Source organism: Paenibacillus chartarius, from assembly GCF_042432825.1.
GTDB classification, from domain to species: domain Bacteria; phylum Bacillota; class Bacilli; order Paenibacillales; family NBRC-103111; genus Gordoniibacillus; species Gordoniibacillus chartarius.
Window position 1 is genome coordinate 1 of the sequence record NZ_JBHLWN010000019.1, and the last position, 16,681, is coordinate 16,681.

At 58.1% G+C, this 16,681-nt stretch carries 14 protein-coding genes; 10 read left to right on the top strand and 4 right to left on the bottom strand.

All coding sequences use genetic code 11. The features are described from left to right. The coding region (locus tag ACFFK0_RS03175) for a hypothetical protein (RefSeq protein WP_377468437.1) at positions 1–199 on the bottom strand (199 nt) is incomplete at its 3' end. Positions 200–759: 560 nt separating this feature from the next. Beyond that, positions 760–1,122: a phage holin family protein gene (locus ACFFK0_RS03180; RefSeq protein ID WP_377468438.1), complete on the bottom strand. Its 363-nt coding sequence runs from the start codon at positions 1,120–1,122 to the stop codon at positions 760–762. A 151-nt stretch (positions 1,123–1,273) separates the two neighbouring features. Here ACFFK0_RS03180 and ACFFK0_RS03185 point away from each other — a divergent pair, with 151 nt between their 5' ends. The 3 genes from ACFFK0_RS03185 to ACFFK0_RS03195 all read left to right on the top strand — a co-directional run bounded on the left by ACFFK0_RS03185 (position 1,274) and on the right by ACFFK0_RS03195 (position 5,247). Further along, positions 1,274–3,646, top strand: coding sequence for an endonuclease MutS2 (locus ACFFK0_RS03185; protein ID WP_377468439.1), 2,373 nt, complete (start codon positions 1,274–1,276; stop codon positions 3,644–3,646). Between the two features lie 72 nt (positions 3,647–3,718). Next, the gene (locus ACFFK0_RS03190) at positions 3,719–4,720 is read left to right on the top strand and encodes a DUF3231 family protein (protein ID WP_377468440.1); all 1,002 of its coding nucleotides are present in this window, start codon (positions 3,719–3,721) and stop codon (positions 4,718–4,720) included. 14 nt (positions 4,721–4,734) lie between these two features. Further along, positions 4,735–5,247, top strand: a complete 513-nt coding sequence (locus ACFFK0_RS03195) for a GNAT family N-acetyltransferase (RefSeq protein ID WP_377468502.1) — start codon at positions 4,735–4,737, stop codon at positions 5,245–5,247. A 25-nt stretch (positions 5,248–5,272) separates the two neighbouring features. Here ACFFK0_RS03195 and ACFFK0_RS03200 read toward each other — a convergent pair whose 3' ends face one another. Further along, positions 5,273–6,175: an NAD-dependent epimerase/dehydratase family protein gene (locus tag ACFFK0_RS03200; RefSeq protein WP_377468441.1), complete on the bottom strand. Its 903-nt coding sequence runs from the start codon at positions 6,173–6,175 to the stop codon at positions 5,273–5,275. A gap of 155 nt (positions 6,176–6,330) precedes the next feature. On the opposite strand from ACFFK0_RS03200, the gene ACFFK0_RS03205 reads away from it, so the two are divergent. From ACFFK0_RS03205 to ACFFK0_RS03235, 7 genes are all read left to right on the top strand, one after another. Next, the gene (locus ACFFK0_RS03205) at positions 6,331–7,008 is read left to right on the top strand and encodes a PspA/IM30 family protein (RefSeq protein WP_377468442.1); all 678 of its coding nucleotides are present in this window, start codon (positions 6,331–6,333) and stop codon (positions 7,006–7,008) included. Between the two features lie 91 nt (positions 7,009–7,099). Next, a complete protein-coding gene (locus ACFFK0_RS03210) occupies positions 7,100–7,540 on the top strand; it encodes a DUF350 domain-containing protein (RefSeq protein ID WP_377468443.1) in 441 nt (146 codons plus the stop codon). Between the two features lie 229 nt (positions 7,541–7,769). Next, complete coding sequence (locus ACFFK0_RS03215) at positions 7,770–8,312, top strand: hypothetical protein (RefSeq protein ID WP_377468445.1); 543 nt, start codon at positions 7,770–7,772, stop codon at positions 8,310–8,312. A gap of 247 nt (positions 8,313–8,559) precedes the next feature. Next, positions 8,560–9,879: an MFS transporter gene (locus ACFFK0_RS03220; RefSeq protein WP_377468446.1), complete on the top strand. Its 1,320-nt coding sequence runs from the start codon at positions 8,560–8,562 to the stop codon at positions 9,877–9,879. 78 nt (positions 9,880–9,957) lie between these two features. Then, entirely contained in the window at positions 9,958–10,890 is a 933-nt protein-coding gene (cysK, locus tag ACFFK0_RS03225) for a cysteine synthase A (RefSeq protein WP_377468447.1), read from the top strand. 201 nt (positions 10,891–11,091) lie between these two features. Beyond that, positions 11,092–12,570, top strand: coding sequence for an oligosaccharide flippase family protein (locus tag ACFFK0_RS03230; RefSeq protein ID WP_377468448.1), 1,479 nt, complete (start codon positions 11,092–11,094; stop codon positions 12,568–12,570). Positions 12,571–12,669: 99 nt separating this feature from the next. After that, positions 12,670–15,894, top strand: a complete 3,225-nt coding sequence (locus tag ACFFK0_RS03235; protein WP_377468449.1) for an OmpL47-type beta-barrel domain-containing protein — start codon at positions 12,670–12,672, stop codon at positions 15,892–15,894. 137 nt (positions 15,895–16,031) lie between these two features. Here ACFFK0_RS03235 and ACFFK0_RS03240 read toward each other — a convergent pair whose 3' ends face one another. Continuing rightward, positions 16,032–16,619 (bottom strand): biotin transporter BioY, encoded by a 588-nt coding sequence (locus ACFFK0_RS03240; protein ID WP_377468450.1) that lies wholly within the window; start codon positions 16,617–16,619, stop codon positions 16,032–16,034. Positions 16,620–16,681 lie beyond the last annotated feature (62 nt).

Sequence of the window (16,681 nt, forward strand, 5' to 3'; positions counted from 1 at the left end):
CCAACAGCCCAAGACCGCCCAAGAAGGGCTGTCTTTCCGTCACCGAGGCGCCCCAACGACCCGAGACCGCCCAAGAAGGGCCGTCTTTCCGGCGCTGAAGCGCCCCAACAGCCGAAGACCGCCCAAGAAGGGCCGTCTTTTCGGCACCGAGGCGCCCCAACAGCCGAAGACCGCCCAAGAAGGGCCGTCTTTTCGGCACCGAGGCGCCCCAACAGCCCAAGACCGCCCAAGAAGGGCTGTCTTTCCGTCACCGAGGCGCCCCAACGACCGAAGACCGCCCAAGAAGGGCCGTCTTTCCGGCGCCGAAGCGCCCCAACAGCCCAAGACCGCCCAAGAAGGGCCGTCTTTCCGGCGCCGAAGTGCCACAACAGCCCAAGACCGCCCAAGAAGGGCCGTCTTTCCGGCACCGAGGCGCCCCAACGTCCGAAGACCGCCCAAGAAGGGCCGTCTTTTCGGCACCGAAGCGCCCCAACAGCCCAAGACCGCCCAAGAAGGGCTGTCTTTCCGGCACCGAGGCGCCCTAACGACCCAAGACCGCCCAAAAAGGGCCGTCTTTCCGGCGCTAAAGCGCCCCAACAGCCGAAGACCGCCCAAAAAGGGCCGTCTTTTCGGCACCGAGGCGCCCCAACAGCCCAAGAACGCTCAAGCATAGCAAGCCATTTGGCTGAGGAACTCCAAACAAAAAATCCATCGCCGGCGAACAGCCGACCATGGATTTTTCGTACTCGTCCGATTGAAGCCCCGTACCGCAAACCACAGCTACCTCGCACGCTCATCCCGACCGGATTCGAACGGAGTCGACACCGGGATGAACAGGTCGACAATCCCGATCACCAGCGCGGCAAGAATAGCACCGATAATGGTCGTCGACACTCCGCTGACGATGAACTGCGCCAGCCAAATGACCAGGGCGGATACGAGGAAGCCTACGATACCGCGGCCGAACGGAGTAATCCGTTTACCGAAGATCGCCTCGATAATCCAGGCGCCGACGGCGATCACAAGAGCCAAGAAGAACGCACTCCAAAATCCGCCGATTTGAAAAGCAGGAACGATCCAAGCAACAACCATCAATACCAAAGCCGATACAATAAACCTGACCAGATGTCCAAGAAAATGCATCGCGGTACCTCCCTTGTCGTGGTGTCGTTCTTTTGCGTTGCACACCATAGGATGCCCGGAAAAAATAATTGTACTCATCCTTGCATTCGCTTCCCTCCCGCAGCTTGGGGTATAATAAAAAAGATTGCAACAAGCAGGAGGCCCCGAAGCCATGAACATGAAGATACTCAAGACGCTTGAATACGAAAAGATCCTACATAGATTGCAAAATTACGCCGCGACTTCGCTCGGCAAAGAGCGGACGGAGCAGCTGCGTCCATCGGGCGATCTGGAGGAAGTGAAGCTTCGGCTCAAAGCGACCGACGAAGCGGCTAACGTAGACCGTCTAAAGGGCAATGCCCCGTTCGGCGGCATCCGCGATATCCGTCCGGCGCTTCATCGGGCTCGGGTCGGCGGCATGCTGAATGCAGCCGAGCTGCTCGACATCGCGACGACCTCCCACGGCTCCCGCCGGCTTAATAGGTTTCTTAAAGAAGTTAATGAGGAGTTTCCGATCCCGACGCTGCTGACCGTAGCCGAGCAGTTGAGCGAGCAGAAGCCGCTCGAAGACAAGATTAAGAGCTGCATCGACGATAACGCCGTCGTGGTCGACCAAGCTAGTCCCGATCTGGCCCGCATCCGAAGCGAGCTGCGCAGCGGCGAGGCGCAGGTCCGGAGCAAGCTGGAGCAAATGATCCGCAATCCGTCCATACAGAAGATGCTGCAGGACGTGCTCGTAACGATCCGCGGCGACCGCTTCGTTATCCCCGTCAAGGCGGAATACCGCTCGCATTTCGGTGGTCTCATTCATGACCAATCCGCTTCGGGAGCTACGCTCTTCATCGAGCCGGAATCGATCGTCAATTTGAACAATAGGCTCAAGGAGCTGCGGATGAAGGAAGAAGCGGAGATCGAGAAAATTCTCCGTCTTTTGTCTGCTGCCGTAGCCGAAGTCCATGAACAGCTGCTGACGGATACGGATTTGCTCGGGCTGCTCGATTTCCATTTTGCCAAGTCGGGTCTTGCCCGCGAGATGAAGGCGACGCTGCCGATGATGAATGACCGGGGCTTCCTCAAAATCAAGCGGGGCCGTCACCCGCTGCTGTCCGCCGAGAAAGTGGTTCCGCTCGACGTCGAGCTTGGCAATCAATATTCGACCATTATCGTCACGGGTCCGAATACGGGCGGTAAAACCGTCTCGCTCAAAACCGTCGGTCTGCTCAGCTTAATGGCCATGTCCGGCATGTTCGTGCCTGCCGAGGAGGGCTCTCAGCTGTGCGTGTTCGATGCAATCTACGCCGATATCGGCGATGAGCAAAGCATTGAGCAGAACCTGAGTACGTTCTCCTCCCATATGACGAATATTATTTCGATCCTTAAGGGGATGACGCCGAAAAGTCTTGTGCTGCTTGACGAGCTGGGCGCCGGGACCGATCCGGCCGAAGGCTCGGCGCTTGCGATCGCCATACTCGATTACATTCATCGCATGGGCTGCCGGATTATCGCGACGACGCATTATCCGGAGCTGAAGGCGTATGCATTCGAGAAGAAGGGCACGATCAACGCGTCAATGGAGTTCGATATCGCCACACTGAGCCCGACGTACCGTCTGCTCGTCGGCGTGCCGGGACGAAGCAACGCCTTCGCGATTGCCGAGCGGCTCGGCCTGATGCGGCCGATTATCGAGAGCGCCCGCGGTCATGTCGGCGAAGAGGATCAGCGCGTCGAATCGATGATCGCTACGCTGGAGGAGAACCGGCTTACGGCGGAGCAGGAACGGACGGAAGCGGAGCGCCTCCGCCGCGAGGTCGAGCAGCTTCGTACCCAGCTTCAAGCGGAGCGGAACGAGTTCAACGAGCAGCGCGACAAGCTGTTCGAGAAGGCCGAGCGCGACGCCAAGGAAGCGGTCGCCAAGGCGCGCCGCGAAGCGGAGGAAGTGATTGCGGAGCTGCGGCGGATGGCGCTCGAGGAGCGCGGCTCGTTCAAGGAGCATAAGCTGACCGAAGCGAAGCGCCGTCTCGAACAGGCCGAGCCGCAGCTGCGCAAGCGGAGCGGCGGCGGTCCCGTCGTCTCCAAGGAGAAGGCCGCCCAGCTGGAGAACGGCGACGAGGTGCGGGTGGTCCATTTGGGCCAAAAGGGGCACATTGTCGAGCTGGTCGGAGACGAAGAAGCGATCGTGCAGATGGGCATTATGAAGATGAAGGTGCGCCGCGATCAGCTGGAGAAGATCGGCGGTACGCAGAAGCCTGCCAAGCAGCCGCAGCGTACGGCAACGACCGTGAAGAGAACCCGGGACGACAATACGAGGATGGAGCTGGATATGCGGGGAATGAACCTCGAGGAGGCTCTTATTGAAGCGGACCGCTTCCTGGATGAGTCGTTCCTCGCGAATCTCGGCCAAGTGTATCTGATTCACGGCAAAGGCACCGGCATTCTGCGCAGCGGGATGCAGGATTATTTGCGGCGCCACAAGCATGTGAAATCGTACCGGTACGGCAATTACAACGAAGGCGGCAACGGGGTTACCGTTGTTGAGTTGAAATAAATCCCTCGGTTGGAACGGGGAGCGCGGCATACAATATAAGGGACAATGCTTGATCATCTGGAGGTCCTAAGTATGGATCGTCGAACCGCTCCCTGCACCGCACCCGAAACCGGTTATTTATGGCTAAATTATATGACGGACAGCATGACCGTCCAGCTATTGCGCCATATGCACGCTCATTGTCAGGATGCTGATATCCGCGACATTCAGCTGCAAGTTCGGCAATTGGCGGAGGAACGGCTAACCCGGACCGCCAAGCTGTTAGAAGACGAACAGGCAGCACTGCCGAACGGCTTTACGCAGCAGGATGTAAACGTAAACGCTCCCCGGTTGTTCTCGGACGACTTTACGCTGCTGCTGTTATATCACATGACCAACCGCAGCCTAGTCGTCTGCGCTAAAGCGCTGGCCATGGTGGTGCAGCCCGGGGTCCACGATTATTTTACGGCCTGCATGCGCGACACGGTGGAGATTGGCACCCGGACCAAAGCTCATCTGCTGAGCAAAGGGCTGCTTTCCGCTCCCCCGTTTCTTCATGCATCCGCCGGAGCTCGTCCGGAACAGCGGGAGTCGTTCCTGCAAGGCTATTTCGGCCGCGGCAGAACGATGAACGCGCTCGAAATCGCGAACGCGTTTCACAATATTCAAATGAATACGGTCGTACGGACGGTTATGCTCGGATATGCCCAAACGGCACAGCTGCCGGAAGTGCGCAAGCTTCTGGCCAAAGCCGTGCACAGGACGAAGGATGAGGCCGAAGCCTTCCGCAAAAAGCTCGAAGAGGAGCAATTATCCGTAACACCGCTGTCGGACAGCTTTGTGACCGATTCGAAAGAGCCTCCGTATACCGATAAGCTCATGATGTTCCATGCTTCGCTTGTTAACGGTTCAAGTATCGAGCAATACGGCTTCGGAATGGCTTCAAGTATTCGGAGCGATTTGGGGGCGGCGTACGAGAAGATGATGTCATCCATTCTTCACTTTGCCGACGATGGAGCGCGTCTGATGATCGATCGGCGCTGGCTGGAGATGATGCCGTCTGCGGCCGACCGGAGGGAACTACAGAAGGTTTAGGAGTGAACCCATTGCTGCTTCGTGCTGCCGAAGAGCAGGATTTGCCTGCTATTACTAACATTTATAACGATGCCATCGTCAATACGACGGCCGTCTATCATTACGAGCCGCAGACGCTGGACAACCGTCTGCAGTGGTTCCGGGAAAAGCGTATCGGCGGCTTTCCGCTGATCGTGCTGGAGCAGGAGGGCCATGTCGCCGGTTTTGCGACGTACGGCCCTTTTCGCGCTTGGCCGGCATACAAATATACGATCGAGCATTCGCTGTACGTGGATCGCCAATACCGGGGCCAAGGAGCGGGCCGGACACTGCTGCAGGAGCTGATCCGGCTTGCCGCTCGCGAAGGTTATGCGACGATGGTGGCGGGTATCGATGCCTCCAACGAAACGAGCATCGCTCTGCATAGGAAGCTGGGCTTCACTCACTCCGGAACGATCCGCCGCGCCGGCTTCAAGTTCGGCCGCTGGCTCGACCTGGCCTTCTATCAGCTGGACCTGGACGGTCCGGCCGAGCCGCGCGACGGATAGCCGCTTAAACGGCCGAGCCATTTCGCTACCGCGTCAAATAGTCGCGGATGCCGTCGGCGAACCGGATTTCGCTTACGTCATAGTCGCGGGTGAACCGGTTACCGTCGCGGCAAATATTTTCCTCAAGCAGCATGATCAATTGATCTCTCGTAATCGGGAAGCCAGGCATGCGATGCAGGGCGTTTACCAGCGGCTTGGTAACGAAGAGCGGCACATGCAGCAGATTTAACCGCTGCTTCCCGAGCGCACGGCCGATTTCCTTGAGCATGCCCGTAAACGGAATTTGCTCCGGCCCTCCCACCTCGTAAGCCTCGTTCAGCTTCTCCGTATGCAGAGCCTTCGCAAAAATATCCGCAACCGTGCGGATCGATACCGGCTGCATCCGGTACAGGCCGCTGCCGAAAACCGGTGTAACCGGCGCCTTGACGATGCCTTTGAGCATATTAACGAATTCGTCGCCGGGACCGAAAATAACGGACGGGCGAAAAATAACATGGGCAATTCCGCTTGCTCGGAGCCTTTGCTCGGCGTCCCATTTTGACCGGTGATAGCCGCTGACGGCGCCTTCCCGCGCACCGAGTGCGCTCATGTGGACGAAGCGCGGTACCCCGGCCTCCTTCGCCGCGTCGACGAGCCGTCCGGTTCCTTCGGCATGAATTCGCTGAAACGTAACGCCCCGGCCCGGCTTCTCGCGAATGATGCCGACGAGATGGATCACGGCATCGGCACCTCGAAGCGACTCGCTATAGCTTGACGGCTCGAGCAAATCTCCGTGGACTTCGACGATTTTCCCGGCAGCCTTCGGGTTAGCGCTTGTAAGCGCGGTTTTCCTACGGACAAGACAGCGTACCTCATGCCCTTCCTCCAACAGCTTCTTGAGTACGGCCGCCCCTACATAGCCGGTAGCGCCGGTCAGGAAAACGATCATAATGAGCCCTCCTCCCGAATATTTCCTAATTTCCACTATACCACCAAAAGCCTGCGTCATAAAAAAATGAAACTTGAGTCGATGCGAATGCGTATGTAGGAGTGTGACCACGCTTAGAACCTTTTACAGATAATCCACTCAGGAGGATGAATCACATGGGAATTTTTAAAAGATTGCGCGACCTTACGGCGGCTACGATTAACGATCTGCTCGACAAAGCGGAAGACCCGGTCAAGATGCTGAACCAGTTCCTGCGCGACATGGAAGAAGATATTGTTGAAGCGGAGTCGGCGGTAGCGAAGCAGATTGCCATCGAGAAGAAGTTCCAGCAGCAGTACCTGGAAGCCGAAGAGATGGTCCAGAAGCGCGAAGAACAAGCGCTCAAGGCGCTGGAGCAGGGCAACGAAGACCTTGCGCGGCGCGCGCTGCAGGATAAGAAGGAGCATCAAGCCCGTTACGACGAGCTGAAGCGTCAATACGACATCGCCAAGGCGAACGCCGACAAGCTTCGCGATCAGCTCGGCGAGATGAAAGACGAATTCACGAAGATGAAGAACAAGCGCGAGCTGCTCGTTGCCCGTGCGGAAGCGGCGAAAGCGCAGAAGCAAATCAACCAGGCGATTTCCGGCTTCGGTGTGGACAATGGAGCGAAAGGCTTCTCCCGTATGGAAGAGAAGGTGCTTCAGATGGAAGCCGAAGCGCAGGCAAGCGGCGAGCTCGTAAGCAAGAACCGGTCCCTCGACGACGAGCTGGAGAAGCTGAACAAGAACGACGGTGTCGACGATGAGCTGGCCGCTCTGCGGGCGAAGCTCGCCGAGAAGAAGCAGTCGTGATATAATCTATAGGTAAAGTAAGCCGAGAGACTGAAGCCCCCCTTCAGTCTCTTCCGTTGTGTACGTAACCGTTTTGCCGGTCGGTGGATAGATGCGGAAGGGGGAGACTGCGGTGCAGGACGAGGTGGAACGTTTGCTTAGCAATCCGTTTATCGGCACGCTTGCGTATTTTTCCGTGGCGGCGCTGGCTCTGGTCGTATTCATGGTAATCTTTGGCATGATCACCCGGTACAACGACTGGGAGGAGATCAAGAAGGGCAATGTGGCGGTAGCCATGTCGGCCGGCGGGAAAATATTCGGGATCTGCAATTTATTCCGGTTCGCGATTCTGAACAACGATACGATCTGGCATTCGCTCATATGGGCCGGCTACGGCTTCGGGCTGCTGCTCGTGTCGTACTATTTGTTCGAGCTGCTGACGCCTCTGTTCAAGGTGGATGCCGAGATTCAGAAGGATAACCGGGCGGTGGGGCTGCTGTCGATGATGATCTCGATTTCGATTTCCTATGTGATCGGAGCATGCGTAACATGAAATATTTATATACGACGCTGCTTGCGCTGTCGGCGGTATTTCTCGCCGTCGGCGTTTATTACTTTTTTACTTACTCGCAGTAAACAGGGGCGCGTGACGAACGAACGGCTGAGCCACGGCGCTCCGACCTTCTTCATTCGGGACAAGCTGAGCTTCTTGACCTTACAGGACGATGGCCACGATGCGGCAGCGAGATACAGATACATCATGCAGGAAAGGAACGATCACGTTGAGCGAACAGGATACGACGATTTGCCCATGGTGCCAGACCGAAATTACGTGGGATCCGGACCTCGGACCGGAGGAGATATGCCCGCACTGCTATAACGAGCTGAGCGGTTATCGCAGCATTCAGGTGAATTTGAAGCCGAGCAGTGCGCGCAGTGCGGAGCTGGAGCTTGATGAAGACGATGAGGACGACCTGCTGGACGAGGACGAATGGGATGGTCTGGACGTACCGGAGGCGGAGTGGCTGGATGGCGACGAGCTGGACAGCTACGGCGAAGCGGTGCAAGCCTGCATCGAACAGCAGGAGGAGGCGCCGGAATGTGTCGCCTGCCGCGAGCTGATGCTGCATGCCGGCGACCGGGAGATCGCCGCCGACGGCTATACGCCGGTTGTTCCGCTGCCGCTGGGCAAGCCGTTCCTGCAAGCGCCGTATAAGCTTCAAGTGTATGTATGTCCGTCCTGCTTTAAAGTGGAGACCCACCTCGGCGAAGCGGACCGGCTGCTGATGGTGGAGGCGCTGAAAGATGCCGCTTCGAAACGCTGACCTTTGGGTCGGCGTTTTTTATTCGGCGTTAGAAGCTTTGGCGGAGGAGCGGGGCCGGAAAAATGGGGCGGTTCGGATTAGCGGGACGAAAGTGCTTTGATGTTACGCATAAACGATTTAGCCTGCCAGCCGGGTATGGCCGCAGCCGGCTGCCAATATTGCCCATCGCCCGCATTCGCCTAATGTTTCCTTGCCGATTGGGGTAGTTTAACAAGTGCTATCTCTACAAGGAAGAGGATGAAGCCTTATGCAGCGCGACCAAGTGAAAACCAGGTTTTTTCCCGGGCTGCGCAAGCCCGAGTCCCATAGCCAAGTTACCCCGGGTGAAGAAGATGCCCTGCAGGCGATGCTGGAGGCCGAGCGGCGCGGCCGGTTTTCGGCGCAGCCGATTTTGCTTCTACTCTTAAACGGCCTGTTCGCCGCGGCCAACGCTCTGTCGGGAACATTCGTCGGGGTTTATTTGTGGAAGGTGAAAAGCGATTTTACGATGATCGGCATCTTTACGCTCTGTATCCATCTGACGATGGCGCTGACGTTCTGGCTCGCCGGCAAATGGGTGAAGGAAGCGAACAAGATGCATGCGCTCCGGCTCGGCGTTGCCGTATCGGCGGCGTTCTATTTGCTGGTGCTTGTTCTGGGTCCGAAGGCCGTGTCGTACATTTGGCTTCTGGGCGGGGCGCAAGGCCTCGCGTCGGGCTTCTTCTGGCTGAGCTTCAATGTCGTGTATTTCGAGGTGACGGGGCCAAAGACGCGCGACCGATTCAACGGCTGGGCCGGGCTGCTCGGTTCGACGGCAGGGATTATAGCGCCGTGGCTGTCGGGCTTTATTATCGTACACATGCCGGGGACGACGGGGTACCGGACAATATTTTCGGTGTCGCTCGGCATTTTCCTGATCGGCGTCATCGTCAGCTTCTTCCTGCGCAATCGGCAGGTACAGCGCAATTATGCGTGGAGCTATCCCGTAACGTGCTTGAAGCAGCCGGGAACGCCTTGGCGAAGAGTTACGGCAGCGCTCGTAGCCCAAGGGTTCAGGGAAGGCGTATTCGGCTTCGTGATCGGATTGCTTGTCTACATCTCTACGGCGGACGAAATGAAGCTGGGCAACTTTGCGCTGATTACATCGGCCGTATCCTTCGTCAGCTATTGGCTTGCCGGACGGCTGCTGAAGCCGAGCCTGCGCAAATGGGGGATGCTCGCGGGTGTGCTGGCGGTTACGCTTGTCGTCGCGCCGTTCTTCTGGCAAGTATCGTATGTGACGCTGATCATCTTCGGGATTGGGACCGCATTGTTCATGCCGCTGTTCACGATCCCGATGACGTCGTCCGTGTTCGATCTGATCGGCAGCGATGACGAAAGCGCGGAGCGCCGTGTCGAGCTGATCGTTATGCGCGAGCTGGCGCTGAACACAGGGCGGGTGCTCGGCACGCTGCTGTTCGTCGCGGTTACGTTCTGGACGAAGGCGCCGCTCTTCTTCACGACGCTGCTGTTCGTGATCGGCTGCTCGCCGCTCTTCAGCTGGTGGTACATGCGACACCAATTTGCCGGCACCGCGCGCGCCGCTTGACAATGGGAAGCAAGCCGCGGCAAGATAGAGTCACATGCGGGCTTGAGCGGGTCCCAAGGCATGCGGGGAGGAAGGAACATGACAGGCAAAGCGTCACGCAAAATGGTAAGCAGCATCACGGAGCTCATTGGCGATACGCCGGCTGTGCGGATCAACCGGCTCGTCGGCGAGGACGATGCGGAGCTGTATGTGAAGCTTGAATATTTCAATCCGAGCGGCAGCGTAAAGGACCGGGCGGCGTACAATTTGATCGCCGAGGCGGAGAAGGACGGCAGGCTGCGCCCGGGGGCGACGATCATCGAGCCGACGAGCGGCAACACAGGCATCGGTCTTGCCATGAACGCCGCCGCGAAAGGCTATAAGGCAATTCTCGTGATGCCGGACAATATGACGAAGGAACGGATCAATTTGCTCAAGGCGTACGGGGCGGAGGTAGTGCTGACCCCGGCTGCGGAGCGGATGCCCGGTGCGATCCGCAAAGCGCAGGAGCTGCACGGCCGCATCCCGGGCAGCTTCGTGCCGCAGCAGTTCGAGAATGCGGCGAACCCGGACATACACCGAAGGACGACGGCGCCGGAAATTCTCGAGCAGATGGAAGGGCGGCTCGACGCTTTCGTGGCGACGTCCGGAACGGGCGGCACCATTACCGGCACCGGTGAAGTGCTGCGCGAACGGCTGCCGGGCATTCGTATTTACGTCGTGGAACCGGCGGGCTCGCCGGTGCTGTCGGGCGGGGAGCCCGGCCCGCACAAGCTGGTCGGTACGAGTCCCGGCTTCGTCCCGAAGATTTTGAATACCGGCATTTACGATGAAATCGTACAGGTGCGGGATGAAGACGCGCTGGAGACGATGCGGCAGCTGGCCGCACGGGAAGGTATTCTTGTCGGACCGTCGGCGGGGGCGTCGGTATGGACCGGCGTGCAGGCAGCGCGCAAGCTGGGCAAGGGCAAACGGGTGCTGTGCATCGCTCCGGATACAGGGGAGCGCTATCTCAGCATGGGGTTATTTTGACGAATGGCCTGTCGACTCCGATAATCGGGGTGGGCGGGCTGTTTTTTTGGCTGAGGATGGGATTGTTCACGTGAACAATTGCATAGCGGCGCCATGCTTGGAAATGCTCCCGAATGCTCCCAAGATGGTTGCTGTTCATCCTAATCCGATCGTAGTACCATGAGGAGCATGATCAATCGGTCGGAAAGGTGAGAGCGGAACATGTTCAAACAGAGTCATGCGTTAAGTAAGAGTCAGCGGTTCTTGATACGCAGCGTGCTCATTATCGTCATCGGTCTCTTCATCAATCAATTGCTTCAAACGCTGGGCAGCATCGTGCTGGCGCGGGTGCTGGACGATCCGCAGCAGTTCGGCGAAGCGAACCTGCTGCTGCAAATTTTCGGCATGGTAGGGCTGTTTCTTAATGTAGGGTTCAACTCTGCACTAGTATATCAGTTCTCGACGGATGCGGAGCAGGCGCGACGGAACGATTTTCGCTATGCCTTGGTGGGAAGCGCTTTCTTCGGGGTTGTCGTCTCCTTGCTCGTAGCGGCGCTGTCGCCGCTGCTGGCCGGTGTGTACCATCTTCCTAACCTGCAGGGTGCGCTCGTCATCTGCTCGATCATGCTGATCTTCAATTCCGTGCTGAATATGGGCGTTTCCGCCTTTGCCGGCAACCGCGATTTCAGCAAGCAGGCGTTCTTCATGGTGCTGACGACAACGTTTTCCACGTTAGGGACGATTGTCGGCGTTGTGCTGCCGCTGAAGGAAGGCGATTTTCTGTGGGGCATTTCGTTCTGGATGGGCATCGGGGCTGCGATTACGGCCACTTTGGTCGGGCTGCAAGCGCAGAGAGTGCATAAGCCCGACTGGATCGGCCCGGTACCGCTGAAGGAGCTCCGCCGCATGATGGCGTACGGCGTGCCGATGTGGGCGGGAAATATCGCCAAGGCGTTCCAGCAGCCGTTCCTGGTGATGGTGATCGGTTCGGGCTCGGTCGCGGCGGTCGGTTATTTGGCGAACGGGCTCCGCATTACCGGCTTCATCGGTATTGTGACCTGGGCTTTTATGATCGTAACCTTCCCGTTCGTCGCCGAAAGCTCGCAGAACTGGGTGGAGAGCAAGCGCCGCGGCATGCTGTGCATCCGCTACAACAACTATATTTTGTATCCGCTGACGCTGCTCATCTGCCTGTTTCCGAACGAAATTAACGGGGCTTTGTTCGGCACGAGCTATTCGTCGCAAGAATCGGGCATCTACATTATTTTGCTGGCGCTTGGGGTGCTGTTCTCCTCGGTTGGGCGACTTGGCGGCAGCATCTTGGCCGGCATCGGACGGACGAAAGCGAACTTCTGGGTTATGATCGTCGCCGGCATCGGAGTGGTGGGCATCGTTCCGTTCATCGCAGCGGCGCACCCTGTGCTGTCGGTAAGCATTTACACTGGCGGCTGGGCGCTCTCGGCCCTGTGCACAATATGGTTTTTTCACTATGAGGGCTTCGTGCTGGATTGGCGCAAAGCGTACGGGGAGCCTCTCTTGCCGACGGCGGCGATGGGAGTCATGCTGGAGATCGGGCAGTGGACCGGAGCATGGTTCCCGTTGTTCATCGCGGTCGGCGTCGCTTTACTGGTGCTCGGCACGCTGTACCTCGAGCGGAAGGACGCGGCTTCAGGCGCCCGGATATCGGCGGTGAAGCCGTAGTCAAATTTTACAATATTCTATCATTTTCACTCTTGTTTTCGTGCTAGAATAGTAAGGATGCCATAACATCCTAAATTCTAGTAGTGATGGAGGAAGATGATGAAGAGAGTGAATCTATGGAAGTCGTCGTTCTTGAAGACGACGCTGGCGCTTGCCCTCGCGCTGCCTGTCTCGACGGCGGTCGTGAGCGGCTTGAGCCCGGCGCATGCCGAAGGCCCTGCCGATCCGGCACCGTTCATTAACGCGAGAGTCGTTAACGACAATGCCGGGAAAAAAGTATTGTTCGACAACACGCACGGCCAGACGGCCGGAGCGGCGGATTGGGTTATTGACGGAGCCTTCTCGGATTTCGGGAACGCCTTGGCCGATAACGGGTACTATGTGAAGGAGCTGCGCAAGGCGGCGCCTATAACGTTTGACGATTTAAAGGACTACAACGTCTTTGTCATCCCGGAAGCGAACATTCCTTACAAGCAGAGCGAGCAGGCCGCCATGAAGCAGTATGTGGAAAACGGCGGCAGTATTTTCTTCATCGGCGACCATTATAATGCGGACCGCAACAAGAACCGTTGGGACGCTTCGGAAGTGTTCAACGGCTACCGCCGGGGCGCCTGGACGGATCCTGCTAAGGGGATGAGCGACGAGGAGCGGAATTCGCCGGCGATGCAGGGCGTTACGAGCTCCGATTGGCTGTCGGAAAACTTCGGTGTGCGGTTCCGCTACAATGCGCTAGGCGACGTGATCGCTAACGATATTGTCGCACCGGAGCAGGCATTCGGCATTACGAACGGCGTGTCCACGGTCGCTATGCACGCGGGCTCGACGCTGGCGATTACGGATCCGGCGAAGGCGAAGGGCATCGTATATGTCCCGCAGACGAACGAAGCGTGGGGCAACGCCGTCGACCAAGGCGTATACAACGACGGCGGACGCGCGGAAGGCCCATACGTGGCTGTAGCGAAGACAGGGGCCGGCAAAGCTGCGTTCATCGGGGATTCTTCTCCGGTGGAGGACATCTCGCCCAAATATCTTCGTGAGGAAAATGGCGCTGCGAAGACGACCTACGACGGCTTCAAGGAAGAGGACGACGGCGCGCTGCTCGTGAACCTCGTCAACTGGCTGGCGAAATCCGAATCGTATACAAGCTTGTCGCAGGTGCCGAATTTGCAGCTGGATCAGCCGACGGCGCTGCTGCCGTTTGAGGCGCCTGCCGCCTCGACGGAGCCGGCGCCGGAGCCTTGGTCGACGCCTGCCGCCGGTTACAAGTGGTGGGATATGACCACGTTCAAGCCGGGCTCCTACGGCGGTCCGACGATTGAGGCCAATCCGAAATACAGCTTTGTGCATCAAGCGCAGCTGCCGAACGCCGAGCAGTTCCAAATTCGCGTGGTCGGCGAGAACCTGAAGGCGGGCGCTACGCTGACGGGCTTCCAGGTCGGCATTTACTTGACCGGCGGAACCCAAGTGGCGCAGGTGCAGAATGCCGACGGCACGTGGCCAAGCTCTTACGGCTACAGCACGGCGTTCAGCTTGACGGCGGACAGCAACGGACGCGCTACGAAAACGTTGACGATCCGCATAAAGCCTGGCACAAGCGGAGCGGCGAATTTGCGCATTCGGCAGGGCAGCACCAACTTAACGACGACTCCGGTGACGCTGGCCAATGTACCGGCTGAGCCGCTGCCGCCGGACGGTCCGGTCGAGCCGGCGCTCATTACGATCGCGGAAGCCCGTACCAAAGCGGAAAAAACGGCAGTTACGGTGGAAGGCGTCGTCACGACGGAGCCGGGTTCGTTCGGCGGGCAGGCCTTCTATCTCCAAGATTCTACTGCAGGCATTTATGTGTTCCAGAGCCAAACCGGGTTCCATCAAGGCGACAAAGTGAAAGTGACGGCTCCGCTTGCTCTATTCAATACGGAGCTGGAGCTGGCGAACCCGACGTCGATTAAGAAGACGGGGACGGCTCCGCTGCCGGCAGCAGCGCCGGTTGCAGCGGTGAATGACGCGAATCAAGGCCAGCTGGTGAAGCTCGAGAACGTCACAATTACAAATATTGTCACGGCTTCGCCGGCCGGTTCGTTCGAGTTCGACGCCGTATCGGGAGCGGTCAGCAACCACGTTCGGGTTGACGGACGCACGGGGCTTACGCTCAGCAATTTCCCTTACAAGGAAGGTCAGCAGGTGAGCATTACGGGTGTCAGCGCGATATTCCGCGGAGCTTATCAGCTGAAGCCGCGCGGGCTCGCGGATTTCGCTTTGTCCGATACGGCGGCGCCTGTGACGACGGCGCAGCTGTCGGCTGAGCCGAATGCGGCCGGCTGGCATCGGGAAGACGTTACGGTGACATTGACGGCAGCGGATGAAGGCGCCGGCGTTGCGGGGACGAAGGTACGTTTGAACGGCGGGGAATGGTCCGCCTATACCGCACCGGTGGCGGTGACCACCGAGGGTGTAACTACGGTGGAGTACTTCTCTACGGATGCTGCAGGCAATGCCGAGCAGGTGAAGTCGCTGCAGGTGAAGCTGGATAAGAGCTCGCCGGTATCCGCAGCCGCTGCGTCCCCGGCGCCGAATGCTAGCGGATGGGTGAACCAGGATGTAACGGTGACGGTCGCTTCGACGGATTCCGGTTCAGGTGTGGCAGAAGTGCAGGCTAAAGTGGATGACGGCGGTTGGACGGTATACGGCGCGCCGCTGGCAGTAACTGCCGAGGGTGAACATGAAGTTGAATATTTTGCTGTAGATGCTGCGGGCAATGCGGAGGCCGTTCAATTGCTGCGAGTACGCATCGACCGTACGGCTCCTACTGCCGTTCTGCTGCAGTCGGGCCAAGCGGTGCACGATGTCGTGTACTCCGATACGCTGCAATTTACGCTGACGGCGGAGGATGCGCTGTCCGGCGTTGCGGTTCGCAAGCTGACCGTGGACGGGGCCGAGGTGCAATCCGGTCAAACGCTTCCGGCTTCGCAGCTGGGAATGGGCGCCCATACAGTTGCTTATGTGGTTGAGGATGCGGCAGGCAACAAGACGGAGATGAGCTATTCCTTCGTTGTAAGTACAAGCTTTGCTGCCGTGAAGGCTGTGATTGCAGGGCTTGACGCCGATGGCCATTTCAAGAACAAGGGCGTGCGCAAATCGCTCGAGGCAAAGCTGGAGCAGGTAGAATCCAAGCTGCAGAAGAACGACCGAATTCAAGCTCTCAAGCATCTGGACAAGCTTGTCGAAGATATTGCGAAGGATGCGGACAAGGGCGATCTGACGCGGGATGCCGAAGCAGTTCTGCTGCAGCATCTGGCCGCTCTGCGCATGGATATCGGTAAATAATCGTTTAGCTTCCTTGAAGGCCTTCCTTTCGTTTGCCGTGCGGCGGGCGGTAAGGAAGGTCTTTTTCTTTGCATGCAAAACGCCCGCAAATCGGCAGCGGCATGGCTGCGAAGTGCGGGCATTAAGTTTGGGTACCGTTACAGTTCGGCCACCTGCGCCTGACTGCCGCCGGTCAGCCGCTCCGTCGAGTACACTTGCTTGATCGGAACGGCAATGAGAGCGGTAATGGCCGCTTTGACGGCATCAGGGATCAAGAACGGCAAGCAGCCCTGTACAAATGCCGCCGACATGGACATCTGCTTCACCTGGGCGTACCAAGGAACGCCTCCGGCATACACGAGCCAGGAGCCGAACAATTCCGCTGCCGCGAAGGTAAGCAAAAAAGCTTTCGTGCCGGCGCCCTGGGCTCGTCTCACCATCAAACCGATCAGCAGTGAGGCGAGGGGCCACGTCAAAATATAGCCTCCGGTTGCTCCGAGCAGCACCGATATTCCGCCGAAGCCGCCGATCATCGGCAGGCCGAGTGCGGTAAGCAGGACCACCAGGAAAATGCTCAAGAAGCCGTACAGCGGTCCGAGAAACACACCGGCCAGCATGACGACAAGCGTCTGCAGCGTAATCGGCACCGCTGAGCCGGTTACCTGCACCTTAATGAACGAAACCATCACCAGCAATGCCGCAAATAGAGAACTCATGACAAGACCGCGAATCGATAACTGTTTCATCGTTTTCCAATTCCTCTTTTCTTGGTATAATGGGTTCGACTTAATTGTTAACTTGATTTCTT